The 18367-nt window shown below is 69.7% G+C and carries 18 protein-coding genes; 8 read left to right on the top strand and 10 right to left on the bottom strand.

Annotated elements, in window-relative coordinates:
- Nucleotides 1-19 precede the first annotated feature (19 nt).
- Nucleotides 20-1357 (top strand): phosphatase PAP2 family protein, encoded by a 1338-nt coding sequence (locus H7I41_RS05655; RefSeq protein WP_372503684.1) that lies wholly within the window; start codon nt 20-22, stop codon nt 1355-1357.
- 6 nt (nt 1358-1363) lie between these two features.
- On the opposite strand, the gene H7I41_RS05660 is transcribed toward H7I41_RS05655, so the two are convergent.
- The 5 genes from H7I41_RS05660 to H7I41_RS05680 all read right to left on the bottom strand — a co-directional run bounded on the left by H7I41_RS05660 (nt 1364) and on the right by H7I41_RS05680 (nt 6437).
- Nucleotides 1364-1576, bottom strand: a complete 213-nt coding sequence (locus H7I41_RS05660) for a hypothetical protein (protein WP_264011588.1) — start codon at nt 1574-1576, stop codon at nt 1364-1366.
- 97 nt (nt 1577-1673) lie between these two features.
- Nucleotides 1674-2849 carry a cytochrome P450 gene (locus tag H7I41_RS05665; protein WP_264011589.1) on the bottom strand — a complete coding sequence of 392 codons (1176 nt, stop codon included), beginning with the start codon at nt 2847-2849 and terminating at the stop codon, nt 1674-1676.
- Entirely contained in the window at nt 2846-4366 is a 1521-nt protein-coding gene (gene mhpA / locus H7I41_RS05670) for a bifunctional 3-(3-hydroxy-phenyl)propionate/3-hydroxycinnamic acid hydroxylase MhpA (RefSeq protein WP_264011590.1), read from the bottom strand. The genes H7I41_RS05665 and mhpA overlap by 4 nt, the downstream gene beginning before the upstream one ends.
- Nucleotides 4363-5298: a fumarylacetoacetate hydrolase family protein gene (locus H7I41_RS05675; protein WP_264011591.1), complete on the bottom strand. Its 936-nt coding sequence runs from the start codon at nt 5296-5298 to the stop codon at nt 4363-4365. Before H7I41_RS05675 ends, mhpA begins: the two co-directional genes overlap by 4 nt.
- Nucleotides 5295-6437, bottom strand: a complete 1143-nt coding sequence (locus H7I41_RS05680) for a VOC family protein (RefSeq protein ID WP_264011592.1) — start codon at nt 6435-6437, stop codon at nt 5295-5297. The genes H7I41_RS05675 and H7I41_RS05680 overlap by 4 nt, the downstream gene beginning before the upstream one ends.
- Before the next feature lie 126 nt (nt 6438-6563).
- On the opposite strand from H7I41_RS05680, the gene H7I41_RS05685 reads away from it, so the two are divergent.
- Nucleotides 6564-7226, top strand: a complete 663-nt coding sequence (locus tag H7I41_RS05685) for a TetR/AcrR family transcriptional regulator (protein WP_264011593.1) — start codon at nt 6564-6566, stop codon at nt 7224-7226.
- Between the two features lie 2 nt (nt 7227-7228).
- Here H7I41_RS05685 and H7I41_RS05690 read toward each other — a convergent pair whose 3' ends face one another.
- Entirely contained in the window at nt 7229-7594 is a 366-nt protein-coding gene (locus H7I41_RS05690; protein WP_264011594.1) for a hypothetical protein, read from the bottom strand.
- 111 nt (nt 7595-7705) lie between these two features.
- On the bottom strand, nt 7706-8170 hold the full coding sequence (locus tag H7I41_RS05695) for a lipoprotein LpqH (RefSeq protein ID WP_264011595.1): 465 nt from the start codon (nt 8168-8170) through the stop codon (nt 7706-7708).
- Between the two features lie 131 nt (nt 8171-8301).
- Here H7I41_RS05695 and H7I41_RS05700 point away from each other — a divergent pair, with 131 nt between their 5' ends.
- Nucleotides 8302-9210: a haloalkane dehalogenase gene (locus tag H7I41_RS05700; protein WP_264011596.1), complete on the top strand. Its 909-nt coding sequence runs from the start codon at nt 8302-8304 to the stop codon at nt 9208-9210.
- Here H7I41_RS05700 and H7I41_RS05705 read toward each other — a convergent pair.
- Nucleotides 9207-9620 (bottom strand): lipoprotein LpqH, encoded by a 414-nt coding sequence (locus H7I41_RS05705; RefSeq protein WP_264011597.1) that lies wholly within the window; start codon nt 9618-9620, stop codon nt 9207-9209. The two genes, H7I41_RS05700 and H7I41_RS05705, sit on opposite strands and share 4 nt — an antisense overlap.
- 69 nt (nt 9621-9689) lie before the next feature.
- Between H7I41_RS05705 and tgt the strand changes: the two genes are divergently transcribed.
- From tgt to hpnE, 4 genes are all read left to right on the top strand, one after another.
- Complete coding sequence (tgt, locus tag H7I41_RS05710; RefSeq protein ID WP_264011598.1) at nt 9690-10925, top strand: tRNA guanosine(34) transglycosylase Tgt; 1236 nt, start codon at nt 9690-9692, stop codon at nt 10923-10925.
- Between the two features lie 107 nt (nt 10926-11032).
- A complete protein-coding gene (locus H7I41_RS05715; protein ID WP_264011599.1) occupies nt 11033-12250 on the top strand; it encodes a saccharopine dehydrogenase family protein in 1218 nt (405 codons plus the stop codon).
- A gap of 10 nt (nt 12251-12260) precedes the next feature.
- A complete protein-coding gene (locus tag H7I41_RS05720; protein WP_264011600.1) occupies nt 12261-13565 on the top strand; it encodes an acetyl-CoA hydrolase/transferase family protein in 1305 nt (434 codons plus the stop codon).
- Nucleotides 13558-14916, top strand: a complete 1359-nt coding sequence (hpnE, locus tag H7I41_RS05725) for a hydroxysqualene dehydroxylase HpnE (protein WP_264011601.1) — start codon at nt 13558-13560, stop codon at nt 14914-14916. Before H7I41_RS05720 ends, hpnE begins: the two co-directional genes overlap by 8 nt.
- Here hpnE and H7I41_RS05730 read toward each other — a convergent pair.
- Together H7I41_RS05730 and H7I41_RS05735 are read right to left on the bottom strand one after the other, a co-directional pair.
- The gene (locus tag H7I41_RS05730) at nt 14903-15694 is read right to left on the bottom strand and encodes an amino acid ABC transporter ATP-binding protein (protein ID WP_264011602.1); all 792 of its coding nucleotides are present in this window, start codon (nt 15692-15694) and stop codon (nt 14903-14905) included. The two genes, hpnE and H7I41_RS05730, sit on opposite strands and share 14 nt — an antisense overlap.
- Nucleotides 15691-17094, bottom strand: coding sequence for an ABC transporter permease subunit (locus H7I41_RS05735; protein ID WP_264011641.1), 1404 nt, complete (start codon nt 17092-17094; stop codon nt 15691-15693). The genes H7I41_RS05730 and H7I41_RS05735 overlap by 4 nt, the downstream gene beginning before the upstream one ends.
- A gap of 135 nt (nt 17095-17229) precedes the next feature.
- On the opposite strand from H7I41_RS05735, the gene H7I41_RS05740 reads away from it, so the two are divergent.
- On the top strand, nt 17230-18366 hold the full coding sequence (locus tag H7I41_RS05740; protein ID WP_264011603.1) for an FHA domain-containing protein: 1137 nt from the start codon (nt 17230-17232) through the stop codon (nt 18364-18366).
- The last annotated feature ends 1 nt before the right edge of the window (nt 18367 follow it).

Raw genomic sequence — 18367 nt, forward strand, 5'->3', positions numbered from 1 at the left:
GCCACCTAACATTCATGTGGTGTTCATCGGCGACGCGCGACGACTGCGGTTGCCGGTGCAGTCGGCGCGCACCTGGGTGACGATCGCCGTCACAGCCGTCGTCCTGTTTCTGATCGGGCTGCAGGTCGTCGCGATAGCCCTCGGGTTTCAGGGTCCGCTGCACAGCCTGATCAGCGATTACGTCGCCACCCCGAAGTCGGCCACCGTCGGCTGGGTCGCGCTCGGCGTGGCGATCGTCGGGCTGTCGAACCGCAACCGGATCCTGGTCCTGTCGCTCGCCGCGGCGCTCGACGTGGTGTTCGCCCTGGAGCGGGTGCTGCGCGGCGGTGTGCTCACGGTGGGCAACGGACCGATGATCGTGCTCACCGGGTTGGCCGTGGTGGCGTTGCGGAAGTTCAGCGGCGTCGAACGCATCAACGCGCTGCGCGGTGTCGCCTGCGGCGCCCTGCTCGTGCTGGCCACGAAGGCCGGCGACGCGTGGTTGAGCATCACCGCGGTTGTCCGGCCGGCGGTGCTCGACGAGTACGCCCTGATGGCCGATCACGCACTCGGGCAACCGTCGTGGTTGATGGGCCAGGTCGTCGACGCGGGCGGCCCGCTGCTGACCGGCGTGCTGCACTGGGTGTACATCGAGTTGCCCGTCGCGGCGATGATCGTGGCGCTCTACCAGTTGCGCAACGTCCGCACCGGCGTGTGGCCGCGGCACTTCCTGATCCGGACGTTCCTGGTGCTCGGCCTGGTCGGGCCGGCCATCTACGTGCTGTTCCCGATCGTGGGTCCAGGGTTCGCGTTCGGCAGCGAGGGTGACGGCTTCCAGCTCGGGAACTACTGGCCGCACGCGCTGCCGCCTGCCCTGACGCCTGAGGCCTTCGCCTTCGACGGTTCGACGCCGCGCAACTGCATGCCGTCCATGCACACCGCCTGGGCGCTGGCGGTCTTCATCCACTCCCGCGGTGGACCGCGGTGGCTGCGGTGGGGCGGCACCTTCTGGCTGGTGTGCACCGTCGCGGCGACGCTCGGCTTCGGCTATCACTACGGCGTCGATCTCGTCGCGGGCGCGGTGTTGTGCATGACCATCGAGTCGGCGCTGCGCGAACCGGTCTCGGGCCGCGGCCGGTCGTCGGTGCAGTTGGTCGCTTCCGGGGCGGCGTTCCTGGTGGTGCTGTTGGTGTGCTGCCGGTACTTCGCCGAGGAGATGGCTCGCTACCCAATGGTGTTCGGCCCACTCACCGTCGGGGCGCTGGTGGTCTTCGGTATCGCGTTCTACGCGACCTTCTTCGCCCGGCGGGCCGGCGCCGACGCCGCGGTCGTGCAGGCCCCGGCCGGGACGGCGTCGACTTCACGCCTAGTTCGGTGACGTCGGCTACCTGCCGTTGAGGGAGAGCCCGTACTCGTACTCGTATTCCAGCGCGCGGCGCCTGACGCTGGTCCTCGAGCTGCTCGTGCTCTCGGAGCTGTGAGCCACGTCTTCGTGGGTGTCGCTGGCAGGTGTGGCGGTGGCCGTCGCCGTCGAGCCGATTCCGGCGACGGCCATGGCCACCAGTGCGGCGATCACGCCTATGCGTAACGATGTCATGAGGAGATGGTCCTGTGCGCCCCTCATCCGCGTAATCGCCGGCAGGGCAGACTTTCCCGAGGGGACGACAGGTTCTCCTGTCTTCCCGGCAAGGCGCCTACGCGGGGACCAGCCTGATCGGCAGCCGCTCGTGGCGGCGGATGATGTTGTTCACCGCCCACACCGGTTCGCCGGTGACCTCGATGCGGTCCACCCGCTCGAGCAGCGCGCGCAGCATCGCGGTGGTCTCCAGCCGGGCCAGTCCCTGGCCCGCGCAGGCGTGGGCGCCGTTGCCGAAGCCGACGTGCCTGCCCGCGTCGCGGCGGATGTCGAAGGCCTCCGGGTCGTCCCACTCGTGCTCGTCGCGGTTGGCCGACGCGTACATCACCAGCACCCGCGCACCGGCCGGGACCGCGGTCCCGGCGATCTCGGTGTCGGCCCGCACCCGCCGGGCGAACGCGCGCAGCGGCGACTCGTAGCGGACCACCTCGTTGACGGCCTTCGGGATGAGCGACGGGTCCTCCTTGAGCAGCCGCCACTGCTCGGGATGGGTGGCCAGCAGGTAAAGCGCATTGGAGATCGCGCTGATCGTGGTGTCCAGCGACGGTGCGATGTAGTCGACCAGCAGCGCCGGGCACTCGGCGTGCGACAGCAGGCCCTCGTCGGCCGCGCGCAGGAGCTCGTCGGCCATGCTGCCGTCGAGCACGGTGCGGTCACGCACCACCCGCCTGGCGAATCGCAGCATCTGCACTGTTCGCGGAATCGCCTTGCACGCCTGCCAATTGACGGGGCCGAGGACGTCGAAGGTCGCGCCGCCCCAGTCGATGAGGTGGGCACGCTGATCGCGCGGCCAGCCGACGAGGTCGGGGACGACGGCCAGCGGCAGTGTCGACGCCAGCTCGACGGCGTCGACGGATCCGCGTGCCACCGCACGGTCCACCACCGTCGAGGCCTGGAGATCCACCTCGTCGCCGATGTCGCGCAACGCCCGCGGCATCAACCGGTGCGCGACCAGCTTGCGTCGCCGGGCGTGCTCCTCGCCGTCACTGGCGAGCGTGGTTCCGTTGGACAGCCGGTTGCTCAGCGGGTTGAGGGCCACACCGCCATCCGATGCGAACAGGGCGTCGTCCCGCAGTGTCGCCTTGCACTCCGCATAGCGCGGCAGCGCGTAGACCCGGTGGCGGGCCGACCACACCACGGGTCCCAGCGCGCGCATCCGCCGGTAGTGCGGGTACGGGTCGACGATCGCCTTCCGCGTGTAGAGGCCGGGCCGGTAGACGGGAGTCGCGCTCATCGGGTTCGTCCCGCCGTCGAGCGAGAGGCGGGAAGCGATTCGAACAGCGCTGCGGTGTCGCGCCCGGCGCACATCACGGTGCGGTCGGGGCGGACGACGGCGACCGTGACGCGGCCGCGGCGCAGCCACTCGGCGACCTCGCCCCCCGCTTCGGCGACGTGCACGACGGCGCCGGCCCGCTCGGCGAGTGCGGCATCGGCCGCACTCAGCGGTGTCGCGGAGACGACAGCGAAACCAATGCCCAGCACGCTGTCGAGCCTTTGGCCCTCCGATACAACGGGATTGGGGCACAGTCGGCCCCCGAGTCCGCGGACCTTCCGGCGCACGAGCGGCGACCGGTGCAGCCGCGGGGTCTGCGAGTCCAGCAGCTTGGCGCCGATCGCGGGGATGCGGTGCAGCCGGGGCACGATGGCGCGGCGGGCCAGACTGCCGAGCTCGCCGCCGGCGGTCATCGCGCGGCCGACGTTGAGCGCCAGGCCGATCATGTGCCGGGCGTGGGGTTTACGCTCCTGCTCATAGGTGTCGAGCACGCCGCGCGGAAGGGTGTCCGTCAGTACGCCGGCCAACTTCCACGCCAGGTTCATCGCATCGCGCAGGCCCGCGCCGAGGCCCTGGCCGACGAACGGCGGCGTCAGGTGCGCGGCATCCCCGAGCAGGAACGCATTCCCGCGGCGCCAGCGGTCGGCGATCTGGGCACGGAACGTGTACTCGGTGACGCGCAGGACGTCGAGTTCGTGGTCGGGCACGCCCGCGGTCCACGGCTCGATCAGCGGGCGCAGCGCGGCCAGCGACTGATAGTCCGCCGCGGATTCGCCTGTGCGCAGACGGAACTCCCAGCGGTACCGGGTGTCGCCGATCCGCATGTACGTGGCGGCCCGGTCCGGGTCGCACACCTGGTGCACGCCCTCCCACTGCCGCAGGTCCTCGGCGGTGGCGACGTCGACCACCAGCCAGCGCTGTTCGAACTTCAGGTCGCGCATCGCGGAGCCGATCGCCGCGCGCACCAGGCTGTTGGCGCCGTCGCAGCCCAGCACGTAGTCGGCGGTGATCACGTGCCTGCGTCCGTCGGTGCGGTCGACCGCGGTGATGCGGGCGGGTCCGACGGTCCCGGCGACGACCTCGACGACCTCGACACCGCCGAGCAGTTGCGCGCGGGGGTGCCGCGCCAGGTTGGCCCGCAGCAGCGTCTCGAGCTCGGGCTGGTCGAACATGTTCGCCTGCGGGAAGCCGTTCGGGCTGTGGCGCGGGTCGCGGCGGAACTCGGCGAGCACGGTGAGATCGCGGTCGAGGAGCCGCAATCCGAGACCGGGGCGGGAGACGGCCATGAACTGGTCGGCGACACCGAGCCGTGCGATGATCCGGCACACCTCGTCGTCGAGGTGAACGGCGCGGGGCTGCGGGTAGACGGCGGTCCACCTGTCCAGCACCAGCACCTCGACGCCGTACTGCGCCAGCAGGGTGGCCGCGGCGACGCCGGTGGGGCCGGCGCCGACCACCGCGACCGGGACGTGGGTCACGCGTATCTCACCCGCAGCCGTTGCGTGGAGAGGTCGACGGCGCCGTCGTCGGTGGCGACCGAGGCCTCGACGACGTCGCCGTCGCGCAGGTATTTCGGGTTGGCGGCCTGGCGCTTGAAGAAGGCCTTCCACTTGACCGCGGGCGGCAGCAGGCTCCCGATGATCTCGATCGGCTTCGGCGGGGCGCTCAGGGCGGTGCCTGCCGGAGTGCCGGTCAGGACGAGGTCACCGGCGGCCAGGTCCTGGAAGCGGGTGAGCGACTGCAGGGCCTGCAGCGGGCGGTAGAGCATGTCGCCCTCGACGAGTGCGTTCTGCCGCTCCTCACCGTTGACCGACAGCCGCAGCCGCAGATCGCCGAAACGCTTCAGTTCGTCGGCGTCGACGAGGACGAGTTCGGGGCCGACCGGGGTGAACGTCGGGTAGGACTTGGCCTCGTAGAACTGGGTCTGCGGCAGCTGGATGTCGCGGGCGGAGACGTCGTTGGTGATCACCAGGCCGGCGATCGCACCGGGCAGATCGGCCTCGGACAGCCGCGTGCCGACCGGGATGTCGCGTCCGATGACGAGGCCGATCTCCACCTCGTAGTCCAGGAACCGGACGTGCGAGGGCCTGACGATGTCGGCGAAGGGGCCGCTGATGGACGCCGAGGACTTGCGAAAGAAGGTGAGCGGCACCGTCTTCGGATCCATGCCCGAGTCCTTGACGTGGGATTCGAAGTTGGTCATCTGCGCCACCACCCGGCACGGCGCGGTGACGGGGGAGAGCAGCTCGAGGTCGGCCAGCGGGACGGATTCGCCCGCGGCCGCGGCGTCGATGGCGGCCCGGTCGGCGAGCAGTTCGGCGGTCGACCCGGCGGTGGTGGCGATGCGCGCGGCGCCGGATGCGGTCTTCACCCACCAGGCGTCGGCGGTACGCAGCACGGATGTGGTCATGAATTGGCAACTTTCAGTAGGCCGATCAGGCGGTGGACGTCGAACTCGTTGCGGTCGCGCAGGGCAGTGATCATCGACGCGGCTTCGTGCCGCGCAGACCGGGGTGTGGTGCCGAGGAAGTCGCGGGTCACCGGTGGGCCCCACTGGGAGAGCCCGGATGCGGTGAACGGCGCCCAGCCGGGTTCGAGGGTGTCGTCGAACATGTCGCCGTCGGCGAAGTGCTCGACGAGGAAGCCGTCGGGGTCACGCCAGTAGTCGAACAGCTGGCTGCCCTGGATGTGGCGGCCGATGCCCCACGACCGCAGATAGCCGCGCTCACTGAGGTATTCACCGCCGGCGGCGAGCGCGTCGAGGTCGGTGACCTGATACGCCGAGTGCACGTACCGGTTCGACGGTCCGAGCGCCAGCGCCAGGGTGTGGTGGTCGGCGGGCGTCGCGCCGCGGTCGCAGCGGATGAAACTCATCGTCGGCCCGCGGTCCCGCTGGCCGGGGAAGTACAGGAAGTCGCTGACGATCATCCCGAGGTTGTCGAGGTACCAGTTCAGCGTCTGCAGGTAGCGGGTCGACTGCAGCACCACATGCCCCAGTCGCTGGATCCGGGCGGGCACCCGTGGCGGGCGTTGCGTCACGTTGACCCGGTGCACGGTCCGGCCCGCGTTGACGGTGAGAGGCGGCTGCGGCGGCAGGGTGGGCAGCTCGTGCATGCCTGCGACGACCTTGACCGGCATACCGCTGGGGTCGACGAGGTCGACGGCGATGCCGCCGATGGACTCCGGGAGGGGCAGGACCGGGCGTCCGGCGGCGTCGGCGAGGCGGAGCACGTCGACCTCGTCGGCGGCCCGCAGCGCCAGCCCGGCGAACCGGGTGCGCTCGCCGTGGCGCAGCAGCACGCACGGTGCGCCCGCGTCGGTGCCACGGAGCTCCAACCGATCGGGGTCGCGCAGCGCCGTCTGGAATCCGAATGCGCGGGCGAACGCCTCGGCCCGGGTGAGGTCGGGTTTCTCGAACTCGAGCCACGCGATGTCGACCACCTTGATGACCGGCTTGCGGGCCCGGCCGGGGTGCTCGCCGCGGCGTGCGCCGTCCTCGCTGTGCAGCTCTTTGTGCACGTCAGCCGGGCGGCTGAGCTCCAGCGCCATGGCGACCTCCTCGTCTAGTGACGAAATCGTCACATGCGACGCAACGCTCAGTCAAGTGTTGCTGACGAAATCCTCAGATCTGACTGAAGCTGCTATGGTGAGGCGGTCGCAGGAGGGCGGAGGTTCATGTCGAGTCAGTCCGAGACCCCGGTGAGCCGTTCCGAGCGCCGCAAACAGCGCACCCGCGCCGCACTCGTCGCGGCCGCCCAGGCTTTCATCGCCGCCGGCCGGCTGAACGCGCCGGTACTCGAGATCACGCAGGCCGCCGACGTCGGCATGGGCTCGTTCTACAACCACTTCGACAGCAAGGAGCAGTTGTTCGAGGCCGCCGTGACCGAGGTGCTCGACGCGCACGGCGCCCTGCTCGACGACTACACCGCTTCGATGAACGATCCCGCGGAGACGTTCGCAGCGTGTTTCCGGCTGACGGGCCGGCTGTTCCGGGCGCGGCCGCAGGAGAGCCAGGTCCTGCTCGCCAACGGGATGTCGCTGCTCAGCTCGGATCGCGGCCTGGCCCCGCGGGCGTTGCGCGACATCCGTGCCGGGGTCGCGGCAGGCCGGTTCCGAGTCGAGGATCCCGAGCTGGCGCTGGCCGTCGCCGGCGGGGCACTGCTCGGGCTGGGCAATCTACTGCGGGCACAACCCCAGCGGGACGACGCTGCGGCCACCGACGTCGTCACCCGCGACGTGCTGCGGCTGTTCGGGATGACCGACGCGCAGGCGCGAGAGGTGTGCGAGCGGCCCTTGCCAGAGATTCCGGCGCTGCAGCGCTCGGACTCGGTCGCCTGAGGTCAGTAGAACGACGGGTTGAAGTCGTGGCGCCAGCTGCCGCCGATGCAACTCAGCGGCAGGCCGTCGGGAGATTGGGCGACACCGCTCTCGCCCTCGCACGACGAGCTGTTGGTACGGATGCCGACGAGCGGTCCGGACGCCCGCCAGGTGTTCGGGGTGCCGCACCTCAGCGTGTTGCCCGAGGCGTCGAGGCCGTAGACCCAGCGGGTGCCGCCGTTGCACGGGCCGCCCAGTTCGACGCCGCGGTTGACGTAGGAGACGCAGTCCGCGCCGTCGCAGGTGGTGCTCGGCGGCGCGGCGTGGGCGGTCGCAGCGGGCACGGCGATCAGTCCGCCGGCCAATGCCAGCGCGGCCAGAATTCTCATGCGCATCAGACTAGGCCCTCGGCTCCTGCCGTTCGGCGGTTCCGCCGGTCTCGGGAGACACAAACGGCGGCGCCCCGATCGGGGACGCCGCCGACGTGCTGTGGCTGGGAACTACGGGCAGGTGACACTCAGCTCGAACGGCTTGGTGATCTGGCCCGCCATCGGGTTGGCCATGTCGACGCCGGTCGCGTTGCCCTTGATCGTGTAGGTCTTGTCGTCCTTCTCGACCTCGGCATTGCCCTGGCCGGTGCCCTCCTGGTAGGCGAGCGTCACGCCGTTGACGTTGCCCAGGCCGACCGACCGGACGACGGGTTCGTCACCCTCGCTGATCACCGCGCCGATGCCGCCGGTGGCCTGGCCGAAGCCGATGTTCAGGTTGCCGCCCATCGAGGTGCAGGCGACAGTGCCCTGCAGCTGCTGCTCCTGGCCGTCGACCGTCAGCTTCGTCTCACCTGTCCCCGACGAGCTCGATGCCGACTCCGTCGCCGAGCTCTCCTTGGAATCCGACGAACAGCCCGACAGGCCGGCGATGACCAACGCCGCGCCTCCCACAGCGATCACAAAACCGCGATTCACACTGCTCTCCTTTTGTTGTGCGGCCCGTCAACGCCGGGCCATCCTGAGCAGTATTGCCCTGCCCCACCGCTGTGGTGCGTGTTTGTTCCAAATTCGCCGTGCCATGGACGGGTGCCGGTAACTTCGCCGTCATGCAGACCTTGCGCACGCCGGACGAGCGGTTCACCGATCTGCCGGAATTCGCCTACCCGCCACGGTATTGCGAAGTCGACGACACCGAAGACGGACGGCTGCGGGTGGCCTGGGTCGAAGACGGTCCGGCACAGGCCGATCCGGTGCTGATGCTGCACGGCGAGCCGTCGTGGTCCTTCCTGTACCGGCGGATGATCCCGATCCTGGTGGCGGCCGGGCATCGGGTCGTCTGCCCGGATCTGGCCGGATTCGGCCGCTCCGACAAGCCCACCCGCATCGAGGACCACAGCTATGCCCGCCACGTCGAGTGGATGCGCGCGGTGGCCTTCGACGAGCTCGACCTGCGGCGCGTGACACTCGTCGGCCAGGACTGGGGTGGGCTCATCGGCCTGCGGCTGGCCGCCGAACACCCGGATCGCTTCGGCCACATCGTCGTCGCCAACAGCGGGCTGCCCACCGGCGACATCCCGATGCCCGACATCTGGTGGCGGTTCCGCGAGGCGATCCAGGGCATGGACACCATCGACGTCGGGCGATTCGTGCAGTCCGGATGCGTCCGGCCGATGGACGACGCCGTGCGCGGCGGCTACGACGCGCCGTTCCCGGACGACTCCTATTGCGCGGGACCGCGTGCCATGCCGGGCCTGGTGCCCACCGCCCCCGATGATCCCGCGTCGGAAGCCAACCGGGCGGCGTGGAACACCCTGCGCGACAGCGAGACCCCGATGCTGGTGGCGTTCAGCGACAGCGACCCGATCACCGGCGCGATGGGCCCGATCCTGCGGGAGCAGATGCGCGGCGCCCAAGGCGTCGACCATCCCACGATCCGCGGAGCGGGCCACTTCCTGCAGGAGGACGCCGGCGAGGAACTGGCCGAGGCGATCGTCAGGTTCCTCGCAGCGGGCTAGGGGCAGGTGGCCTCGACCTCGAACGGCATGTCCACCGGGACGTCCGGGTTCGCCGGGTCGGTGCCCATGCCGGTGCCCGTCACGGTGTACCGGGCGTCGTCGCGGGTGACCTCGGCCGGCGTCGCCGCCACGCCCTGCAGGTAGGCCAGTGCCGCGCCGCCGGATCCCACCTCGCCGATGTTGACGGACTCCACCACCCCTCCGTCCACCACGACGGTCGTCTTCTTCTCGCCGTCCAGGGTGATCGTCGCGCGCGCACCGTCGACCGCGCACTGCACGCCGGTGACCGCTCCGACGTCGTTCCCGCCCAGCACCACCCTGCCCTGACCGGTCGGGGCCTCGGACGAGCAGCCGGCCAGTGCGGCGACCAGGGCCGCGCAGCAGGCGGTGAGAGCGAGTCGGGTGTTCACGAGCACCGAGTATGGGGGCCGGTGGGGTCGCGCCGTAAATCCCCAGGCCGCCGGTGTTGAATACCTGACGTGGACGAGCGGTTCTTCACGGTCGAGGCGGAGCTGCCGGGGCAGTTCGGCCGTGTCGGTGTCATCCACACCCCACACGGCGACATCCGGACGCCGGCCTTCATCGCGGTGGGCACCCAGGCCACCGTCAAATCGGTGCTGCCGGAGTCGATGAAACAGCTTGGCGCACAAGCCGTGCTGGCCAACGCCTACCATCTGTACCTGCAGCCGGGGCCCGACGTGGTCGAGGCGGCGGGCGGCCTCGGCGCCTTCATGAACTGGCCGGGCCCGACGTTCACCGACAGTGGCGGGTTCCAGGTGATGTCGCTGGGCGTCGGGTTCAAGAAGGTGCTCGCCATGGACACCGACCGGCTGCAGGCCGACGACGTGATCGCCGACGGCAAGCAGCGGCTGGCCCACGTCGACGACGACGGTGTGACGTTCCGGTCGCATCTCAACGGGTCCATCCACCGGTTCACCCCGGAGGTGTCGATCGGCATCCAGCAGCAGCTGGGCGCCGACATCATCTTCGCCTTCGATGAGCTGACGACGCTGGTGAACACCCGGGCCTACCAGGAGCAGTCGGTGGAGCGCACGCACGCCTGGGCGGTGCGCTGTCTCGCCGAGCACCACCGGCTCGCCGCGGCCCACCCGCAGCGCCCCCGGCAGGCGCTGTTCGGCGTGGTGCAGGGCGCACAGTACGAGGACCTGCGGCGGCAGGCGGCGCGCGGGCTGGCCGAGATCGGCAGGCAGTCCGGCCCCGCCGAAGGCTTGAGTTTCGACGGCTACGGGATCGGTGGGGCGCTGGAGAAGCAGAACCTCGCGACCATCGTCGGCTGGGTCAGCAGTGAGCTGCCCGCCGACAAGCCGCGGCACCTCCTCGGCATCAGCGAGCCCGACGACCTGTTCGCCGCCGTCGCGGCCGGCGCCGACACCTTCGACTGTGTGTCGCCGTCACGGGTGGCCCGCAACGCCGCGGTGTACTCGGCCGACGGCCGGTACAACATCACCGGATCGCGCTACCGCCGCGACTTCACGCCGCTCGACGACGAGTGCGACTGCTACACCTGCGCGCACTACACCCGGGCCTACCTGCACCACCTGTTCAAGGCCAAGGAGATGCTGTCGGCGACGTTGACCACCATCCACAACGAACGCTTCATCGTCCGCCTGGTCGACCGGATCCGCGCGGCGATCCTCGCCGGTGAGTTCGACGAACTGCGTGAGCACGTGCTGGGGAGGTACTACTCGCGCTGAGCGACCCCACGACGTAATCCGTCGCCGTTCCGCGGTAACGCGACGGTTTCATCGCCGCAAGGCGCTAAGCTCGCCGAAATCCGCACACATTGGGTACGGTCTTGCCCATGCGGATTCTTCTTGTCGGTGCCGGCGGTGTCGGTGCGGCGTTCTGTTCGATCGCCGTGCGGCGGGACTTCTTCGAGCAGGTGGTGGTCTGCGACTACAACGAGGCCAGTGCGCAGCGTGCCGTCGCGGCGGTCGGCGACCAGCGGTTCAGCGCCGCCCGGGTCGACGCGACCTCGGCCGACGCGGTCGCCGACCTGGTTCGCGAGCACCGCATCACCCACGTGATGAACGCCGTCGACCCGCGATTCGTGATGCCGATCTTCACCGGAGCCCTCGCCGGGGGCGCGGACTACCTGGACATGGCGATGAGCCTGTCGCAGCGCCACCCCGACCAGCCCTACCAGCTCACCGGCGTCAAGCTGGGCGACGAGCAGTTCGCGGTGGAGCAGGACTGGGCGGCGGCCGGCCGGCTGGCGCTGGTCGGCATCGGCGTGGAGCCCGGGCTCTCCGACGTGTTCGCGCGCTACGCCGCGGACCACCTGTTCTCCGAGATCGACGAGCTCGGCACCCGCGACGGTGCCAACCTGACCGTCGAGGGCTACGAGTTCGCCCCGTCGTTCTCCATCTGGACCACGATCGAGGAGTGTCTGAATCCTCCGGTGATCTGGGAGGCGGACCGCGGCTGGTTCGTCACCGAACCGTTCAGCGAGCCGGAGGTGTTCGACTTCCCGGACGGCATCGGGCCGGTCGAGTGCGTGAACGTCGAGCACGAAGAGGTGCTGCTGATGCCGCGCTGGGTCAAGTGCAAGCGCGCCACGTTCAAGTACGGCCTCGGCACCGAGTTCATCGACATGCTCAAGGCGCTGCACAAGCTGGGCCTCGACCGCACCGAGAAGGTGACGGTCGGCAGTGCGAACGGCCCCGTCGAGGTCAGCCCCCGCGACGTCGTCGCCGCCTGCCTGCCCAACCCGGCGACCCTCGGCCCGAAGATGAAGGGCAAGACCTGCGCCGGGCTGTGGGTGACGGGGACCGGCAAGGACGGCAACCCGCGCTCGACGTACCTGTACCACGTGGTGGACAACGAACAGACGATGGCCGAGTACGGCCACCAGTGTGTTGTGTGGCAGACGGCCATCAATCCCGTTGTCGCACTTGAACTCTTGGCCAACGGCACCTGGAGCGGGCGCGGCGTGCTGGGGCCGGAGGCGTTCGACGCGCAACCGTTCCTCGACCTGCTGAACGAATACGGCTCACCCTGGGGCGTCAAGGAACTGTAGTTTCGGGCGCATGCCCCAAGAGCTCACCGCCGAGCAGGCCGCCGCACGACTGACACCCGCCGACACGCTGGGGATCCCACTCGGCCCTGGCCAGCCCCCCGCGTTCCTGCGCGCACTCGGGGAGCGGGAGGACTGGACGGATCTCCGGGTCTTCGGCGCACTGCTGGCCGTGATGACCGACCTGTTCACCCGGGAGGGAGTGCACTACCGGTCGGGGTTCTACGGCCCCCTCGAGCGGGCGCTGCTCGGCGCGGGCGCCCGGGTTGAGTTCGCGCCCGCGGACTTCCGCCGCTTCGGGCCGCTGCTCGAGCGTCAGTGCCCGCGGGTGATGACGACTGTCGCCGCGCCGCCGGACGGCGACGGCTGGTGCTCACTCTCGCTGCACGCGGGCGGGACCATCGACGAACTGCGGCGCGCGGGCGCCGATCCCGACCGGCTGCTGGTGGTCGAGGTGTCGGAGGCCTACCCGCGCACGTTCGGCCTCGGTGAGCAGCACCGCCACGCCCTGCACGTCGACGAGATCGACATCCTGGTGGCCTCGAGCGACGCGCCGCTCGAATTGCCGGGAGGTGACGCGGAACCGTCCGACGCCGACCAGGCCATCGCGAAGCACGCCGTCGGCTTCATCTCACCGGGGGCGACCCTGCAGGTCGGAATCGGCTCGATTCCCAATCAGATCGCGACGCTGCTGGCCGAGGGCGACGGCGGCGACTACGGACTGCACAGCGAGATGTTCACCGACGGCTGCATGAAGCTGCACCGCGCGGGCAAGATCAGCAATGCGCGCAAGGGCCAGTACGACGGTGTGAGCGTCACGACGTTCGCCTTCGGCTCCAAGGACCTTTACGCCTGGCTGGACGGCAACACCGACGTCGCCTTCCTCCCGGTCGAGATCGTCAACTCGCCGGAGGTCATCGCCGCCAACGACGGCATGATCTCGATCAACGGCGCCCTCGCGATCGATGTCCAGGGACAGGTCGTCGCCGACACCATCAACGGCGACCAGTTCAGCGGGATCGGCGGCGCCGAGGACTTCGTGGCGGGCGCCGGACTCGAAGTGTCGGACCGCTCGCTGATCTGCCTGCCCGCGACGTACACGAAGGACGACGAACTCCGCTCGCGGATCGTGCCGGCCTTCGGCCCCGGCGCGCTGATCACGACGCCACGCCACCACGTCGACGTGATCGTCACCGAGTACGGCGTCGCCGAACTGGAAGGTCTCACCGTCCGCGAGCGCGGTGAGGCACTGGCCGCGATCGCACACCCGAAGTTCCGCGACGAACTGCTGGCCGCATCCGAGGGCACGAGTGCCTGACGACGCCCGCCGCTTCGTCGTCATCGGGGGCGGTCTCGCCGGCCTCGCCTCCGCGGTGTGGCTGGCCGAGGCGGGCAGGGACGTCACGCTGCTCGAACGCCGCGGGCAGCTCGGTGGGCGCACGCACGCGATGCGCGCCGACCTCGTCGACGACGTCCCGGACAACGGTCAGCACGTCGTCGCGAGCGGATACCGGAATCTGTGGCGCTACCTCACCAGCGTCGGCACCCGCCAGTACATCGAGTTCCCGAAGCGCTCGACGCTGCGCTGGCCCGACGGCCGCAAGACCACGGTGCAGACCAGCGGAATCGGTGCGCTGCGAACACTGTTTGGTGTGCATCCCGACGCAGGTGTCCTCGACCGGTTGCGTGCCGCCCGCGCCACGATCCGCCTCGGTGTCCAGGCGCTGCGCCAGCCCGCGGACCTCGCCGACCTCACCACAGAGCAGTGGTTCGAACGGGTGGGGATGCCGGCCACCGCACGAGAAGCGCTGTGGGACTGGCTCGCCCTCGGCATCGCGGCCGAACCGGTGTCGCGCGAGTCGGCGCGGGTGTTCGCCAACGTGCTGGCCACCGGCATCCGCCTCGGCATCCGGCACCGCGTTCCGGTGACCATCGGCTACCCGACCGTGGATCTCGGCACGCTGTACATCTCGGGCGCCGTGAGGTTGTTCGAGGAGCGTGGCGTCACGGTGCGGTATCGCACGGTCGCCAGGCGCATCGTCATCGAGGACGGCGCCGTCACCGGGGTGCTGCTGGCGGACGGCACCACCGTCCCGGCCGACGCGGTGATCTGCGCGGTGCCCAACTCGGCGATCGGCGGACTGCTCGACGACCTTCCGGAGCACGCCGAGATCTACGCGGCGGCAGACAAACTGGGGTATACCCCGATCGTCAGCACCAACCTCTACCTCGACCGCCCGCTGGGCACCGAATCCGCGTTCGAGGGGCTCATCGGCGGCACCGGCGTCATCGACGAGGTGTTCGACCGGCAGATCATGCACGGCAGGCGCACCGACCGGGCGTGGCTGTACTGCCTGACCACCAGCGGCGCCTACGAGCAGATCCACAAGAGCAACGACGAGATCGTCGACGAGCAACTGGCCCTGCTGCGTCGCTACTACCCAGCTGCCGTGGACGCGAAAGTGGTTCAGGCGCAGGTGGTCAAGATGCCGAAGGCGACCTTCTCGCAGGTGGTCGGCACCGATGCGCTCCGCCCGCCGCAACGCACGTCGGTGCCGTCGCTCGCGCTCGCCGGGGACTGGACGGCCACCGACTGGTCGGCGACGATGGAGAGCGCGGTGCAGAGCGCGGCGAGGGCCGTCGACCTGGTTCTCTCTACAGAGGGTTGAGGATCCGGTCCAGGAACTGGCGGGTCCGCTCCTCCTTCGGGTCGCCGATCACCTCGTCGGGGGTGCCCTGCTCGAGGATGATGCCCTGGTCGGTGAAGAGCACCTGCTGGGAAACCTGTCGGGCGAACTGGATCTCGTGCGTGACGATCACCAGGGTCCAGCCCTCGACGGCGAGGTCCTTGATCACCGACAGCACCTCACCGACGAGCTCGGGATCGAGCGCGGAGGTCGGTTCGTCGAACAGCACCAGTTTCGGCTTGAGCGCCAGCGCCCGCGCGATGCCGACGCGCTGCTGCTGACCGCCGGAGAGCTGGTACGGGTACTGGTCGCGTTTGTCGGCGAGACCCACCTGGCCGAGCAATTCGACAGCCTCGGCCTCGACCTCGTCGCGGGGTCGCTTCTGGACGATCAGCGGGCCCTCGGTGATGTTCTGCAGCACCGTCTTGTGCGGGAACAGGTTGTGGCTCTGGAAGACGAAGCCGCTGCGCGACTGGAACCGGCGCACCTCGGGTTTGGGCACCGGGGTGGAGAAGTCGATCTCGACGTCGTCGACCCTGATAACCCCGGCATCGGCTCGATCGAGCGCGTTGAGGGTGCGCAACAGCGTGGTCTTGCCGGAACCGGACGGACCGATGATCGCGGTCGCCGTGCCCCGCTCGACGGTGAACGAGACGCCGTTGAGGACGTTGTTGTCGCCGAAGGCTTTGTACACACCCTCGGCGACGACGCGGTAGTCGGTCTCGGACTCGGTCTGAGATCCGGTCGGGGAGTCGGTCATCGGGCCACGAACCTTTCCAGTCGGCGTTCGAAGCGGTTCTGGGCGAACGACAGCACCAGGCAGATCACCCAGTAATACAGCGCCGCGGTGCCGTACAGGGCGAAGAACTCGAAGGTCGGCGCCGCCACGTTCTGCGCCGTCCGGAACAGTTCGGTCACCAGGATCACCGACGCCAGCGACGTGTCCTTCACCAGCGAGATCAGGGTGTTGGACAGCGGCGGCACGGCGACGCGGGTCGCCTGCGGGAGGATGATCCGCCGCAGCGCGCCGGTGTAGTTGAAGCCGATGGTCTCGGCTGCCTCCCACTGACCCTTGGGAATGCTCTGGATCGCCGCGCGGATGATCTCCGCGGCGTAGCCGCCGACGTTGAGGCTGAACGCGATCACCGCCGCGGGGAACGGGTCGATCCGCACGCCGATCTGCGGCAGCGCGAAGAACACGATGAACAGCTGCACGAGCAGTGGCGTGCCGCGAATGATGGAGATGTAGAAGCGCGAGACACCTGCCAGCAGCCAGTTCGACGACAGCCTGCCCAGCGCCACCACCAGGGCGATGACGAGACCGATGGCGAAGCTGATGATCGTCAGCGGGATGGTCATGGTGAGCGCGGCCTTGGCCAGCGGCCAGAGGTTGTCGGCGATCAGTCGCCATGTGCTCTGTGGCGGCGGCTTGGACAGGTCGATGGTGAGGTACTTCTGCGACAGCTCCGAGAGCTTGCCCTCCGCGCGCAGTTCGTTGAGGGCACGGTTCAATTCGGGCAGCATGCCGCTGTTCTTCCGGGCGGCGAAGGCCTGCTCACTCGTCTCGCCCGTGTTCGCGGCGACCTTGATCGGAGCGTCGGGACGTTCGGACAGGTAGGCCTGCACGCTGAGGGTGTCATTGACGACGGCGTCCACCCGGCCGTCGTTGAGCACGGCCATCGCCTGTGCGAAACCGTCGACCGAGACGATCTGCGCGCCCGCCTGCCGTGCCACGTCCGCCCAGTTGCTGGTCGGGCTTTGGGCGGCGCGCTTGCCCTTCAGGTCGGCCAGGGACGTGATGGAGGTGTCGTCGGCGCGGGTGACGATCACGCCCTCGGCGGTCGAATAGGGCTCGGAGAGATCGTATTTGGCCTCCCGCTCCGGGGTGATCGTCACCTCGTTGGCGACGATGTCGAAGCGGTCGGCTTCCAGGGCGGCGAAGATGGAGTCCCACGACGTCTCGACGAACTCGACGCGCACCCCCAGCTTGTCGCCGACGGCGCGCGCCACGTCCACGTCGTAGCCGGCGAGTTGGCCGCCCTGTGCGGGGTCGTGGAACGAGTAGGGCGGGTAGATGCCCTCGGTGCCGACGCGCAGCACCCCCGCGGCGGCGATCGGTTCGTCGCTCTCGTTCTCCGAGGACGCGCACGCCGACAGCATCAGCGCGGCGAGCAGGAGCACCGGCAGAAGGGCTCTTCGTAGGGAGTGCACCGGCGGACGCTAGCAAGCCGGCGGCGCCATAAGAAGAGTTCTGCTCACGTCGTCATCGATGACGCTATGGTCGGGGTCGGGTGTGTGATCACCATCGGCACAGACAGCGGCGAGAAGAAGCGGGAGGAAATGGCCGGACGCGAGCCTCCTGAGCTCACCATCATGTGCGCCGACCATGCACCGCACACCATCCGCGCCAGCGCGGGCGCCATCACCGTCGGCCGCGACCTGCCCGCCCACATCCGCATCGTCGACCAGCGGGTGTCGCGCACACACCTTCTCATCGAGCCCGCGGGAGGCGCCTGGACGGTCACCGACGCCCACAGCACCAACGGCACCTTCCTCGACGGCGAACGCATCGAGGGCCGGGTCGCCGTGACCGACGGCCTCACCGTCCGGATCGGCCATCCCGATGGCATCGCCGTCACCTTCAAGCTCGCACCGTCCGACGTTTCCGCAAACAAGCCACCGACGTTGCCGCAGACCCGGCACGGCGACCAGGAGATCGACACCGACGAGATCGATCCGCGCACCGCCGTCGCGGGCGCCGCCGTCAGGGCCCGCCGAGAAGAGCTCGGCTTCTCCCGCCAGGACCTCGAGGACGACGGGGTGATCGGCACGGTCGACCTCGCCGCCTTCGAACGCGGCGCCGTCTGGCCCGGCGAGGGCGTGCGGGCCAGGATCGAGAAGACGCTGAAATGGCCGGTGGGCACCCTCGACCGCGTGCACTCGGGCGGGACCATTCCGGACGAACCCGACGAGACGACCGAATTCATCACCGAGAGTGTGCGTATCGCGGTGCTCGTCGACTCGTACGAGCTGACGCTGAGTGCGATCAAGGCCAGGGCGGCGGCCCTGTCGGTCGTGGCGTCGGCGACGTTCGACGACGACGCGGCACTGCTGGCGGACCTGCGCCGGCTCGAGGCGTCCGTCGTGGACACGATCCGCGGGGCCAAGGAGACGTCGGCGCTGGTGCTGGTTCTCAGCGCCGTGCGGCGCACCTACCGCCAGCTGGTCTCCCGCGCCGCAAGTGCGCCCGAGGCGCCGCTGAGCGTGCGGCTCTATGCCGCACGGCGCGAGGCGGAACTCACTCCCGACGAGACAGCCACCGCCGCGGGTGTCGACGCGCAGGTGGTCGCCGACGCCGAGGCGGATCGCGAGATCAGCGCCGTCGCCGTGGCCGCGTTGGAGGCGTTCCTCGCCGAGCTCGCCCGCCGCTGAG

The organism is [Mycobacterium] manitobense, from assembly GCF_025821665.1.
Taxonomy (GTDB): Bacteria; Actinomycetota; Actinomycetes; order Mycobacteriales; family Mycobacteriaceae; genus Mycobacterium; species Mycobacterium arseniciresistens.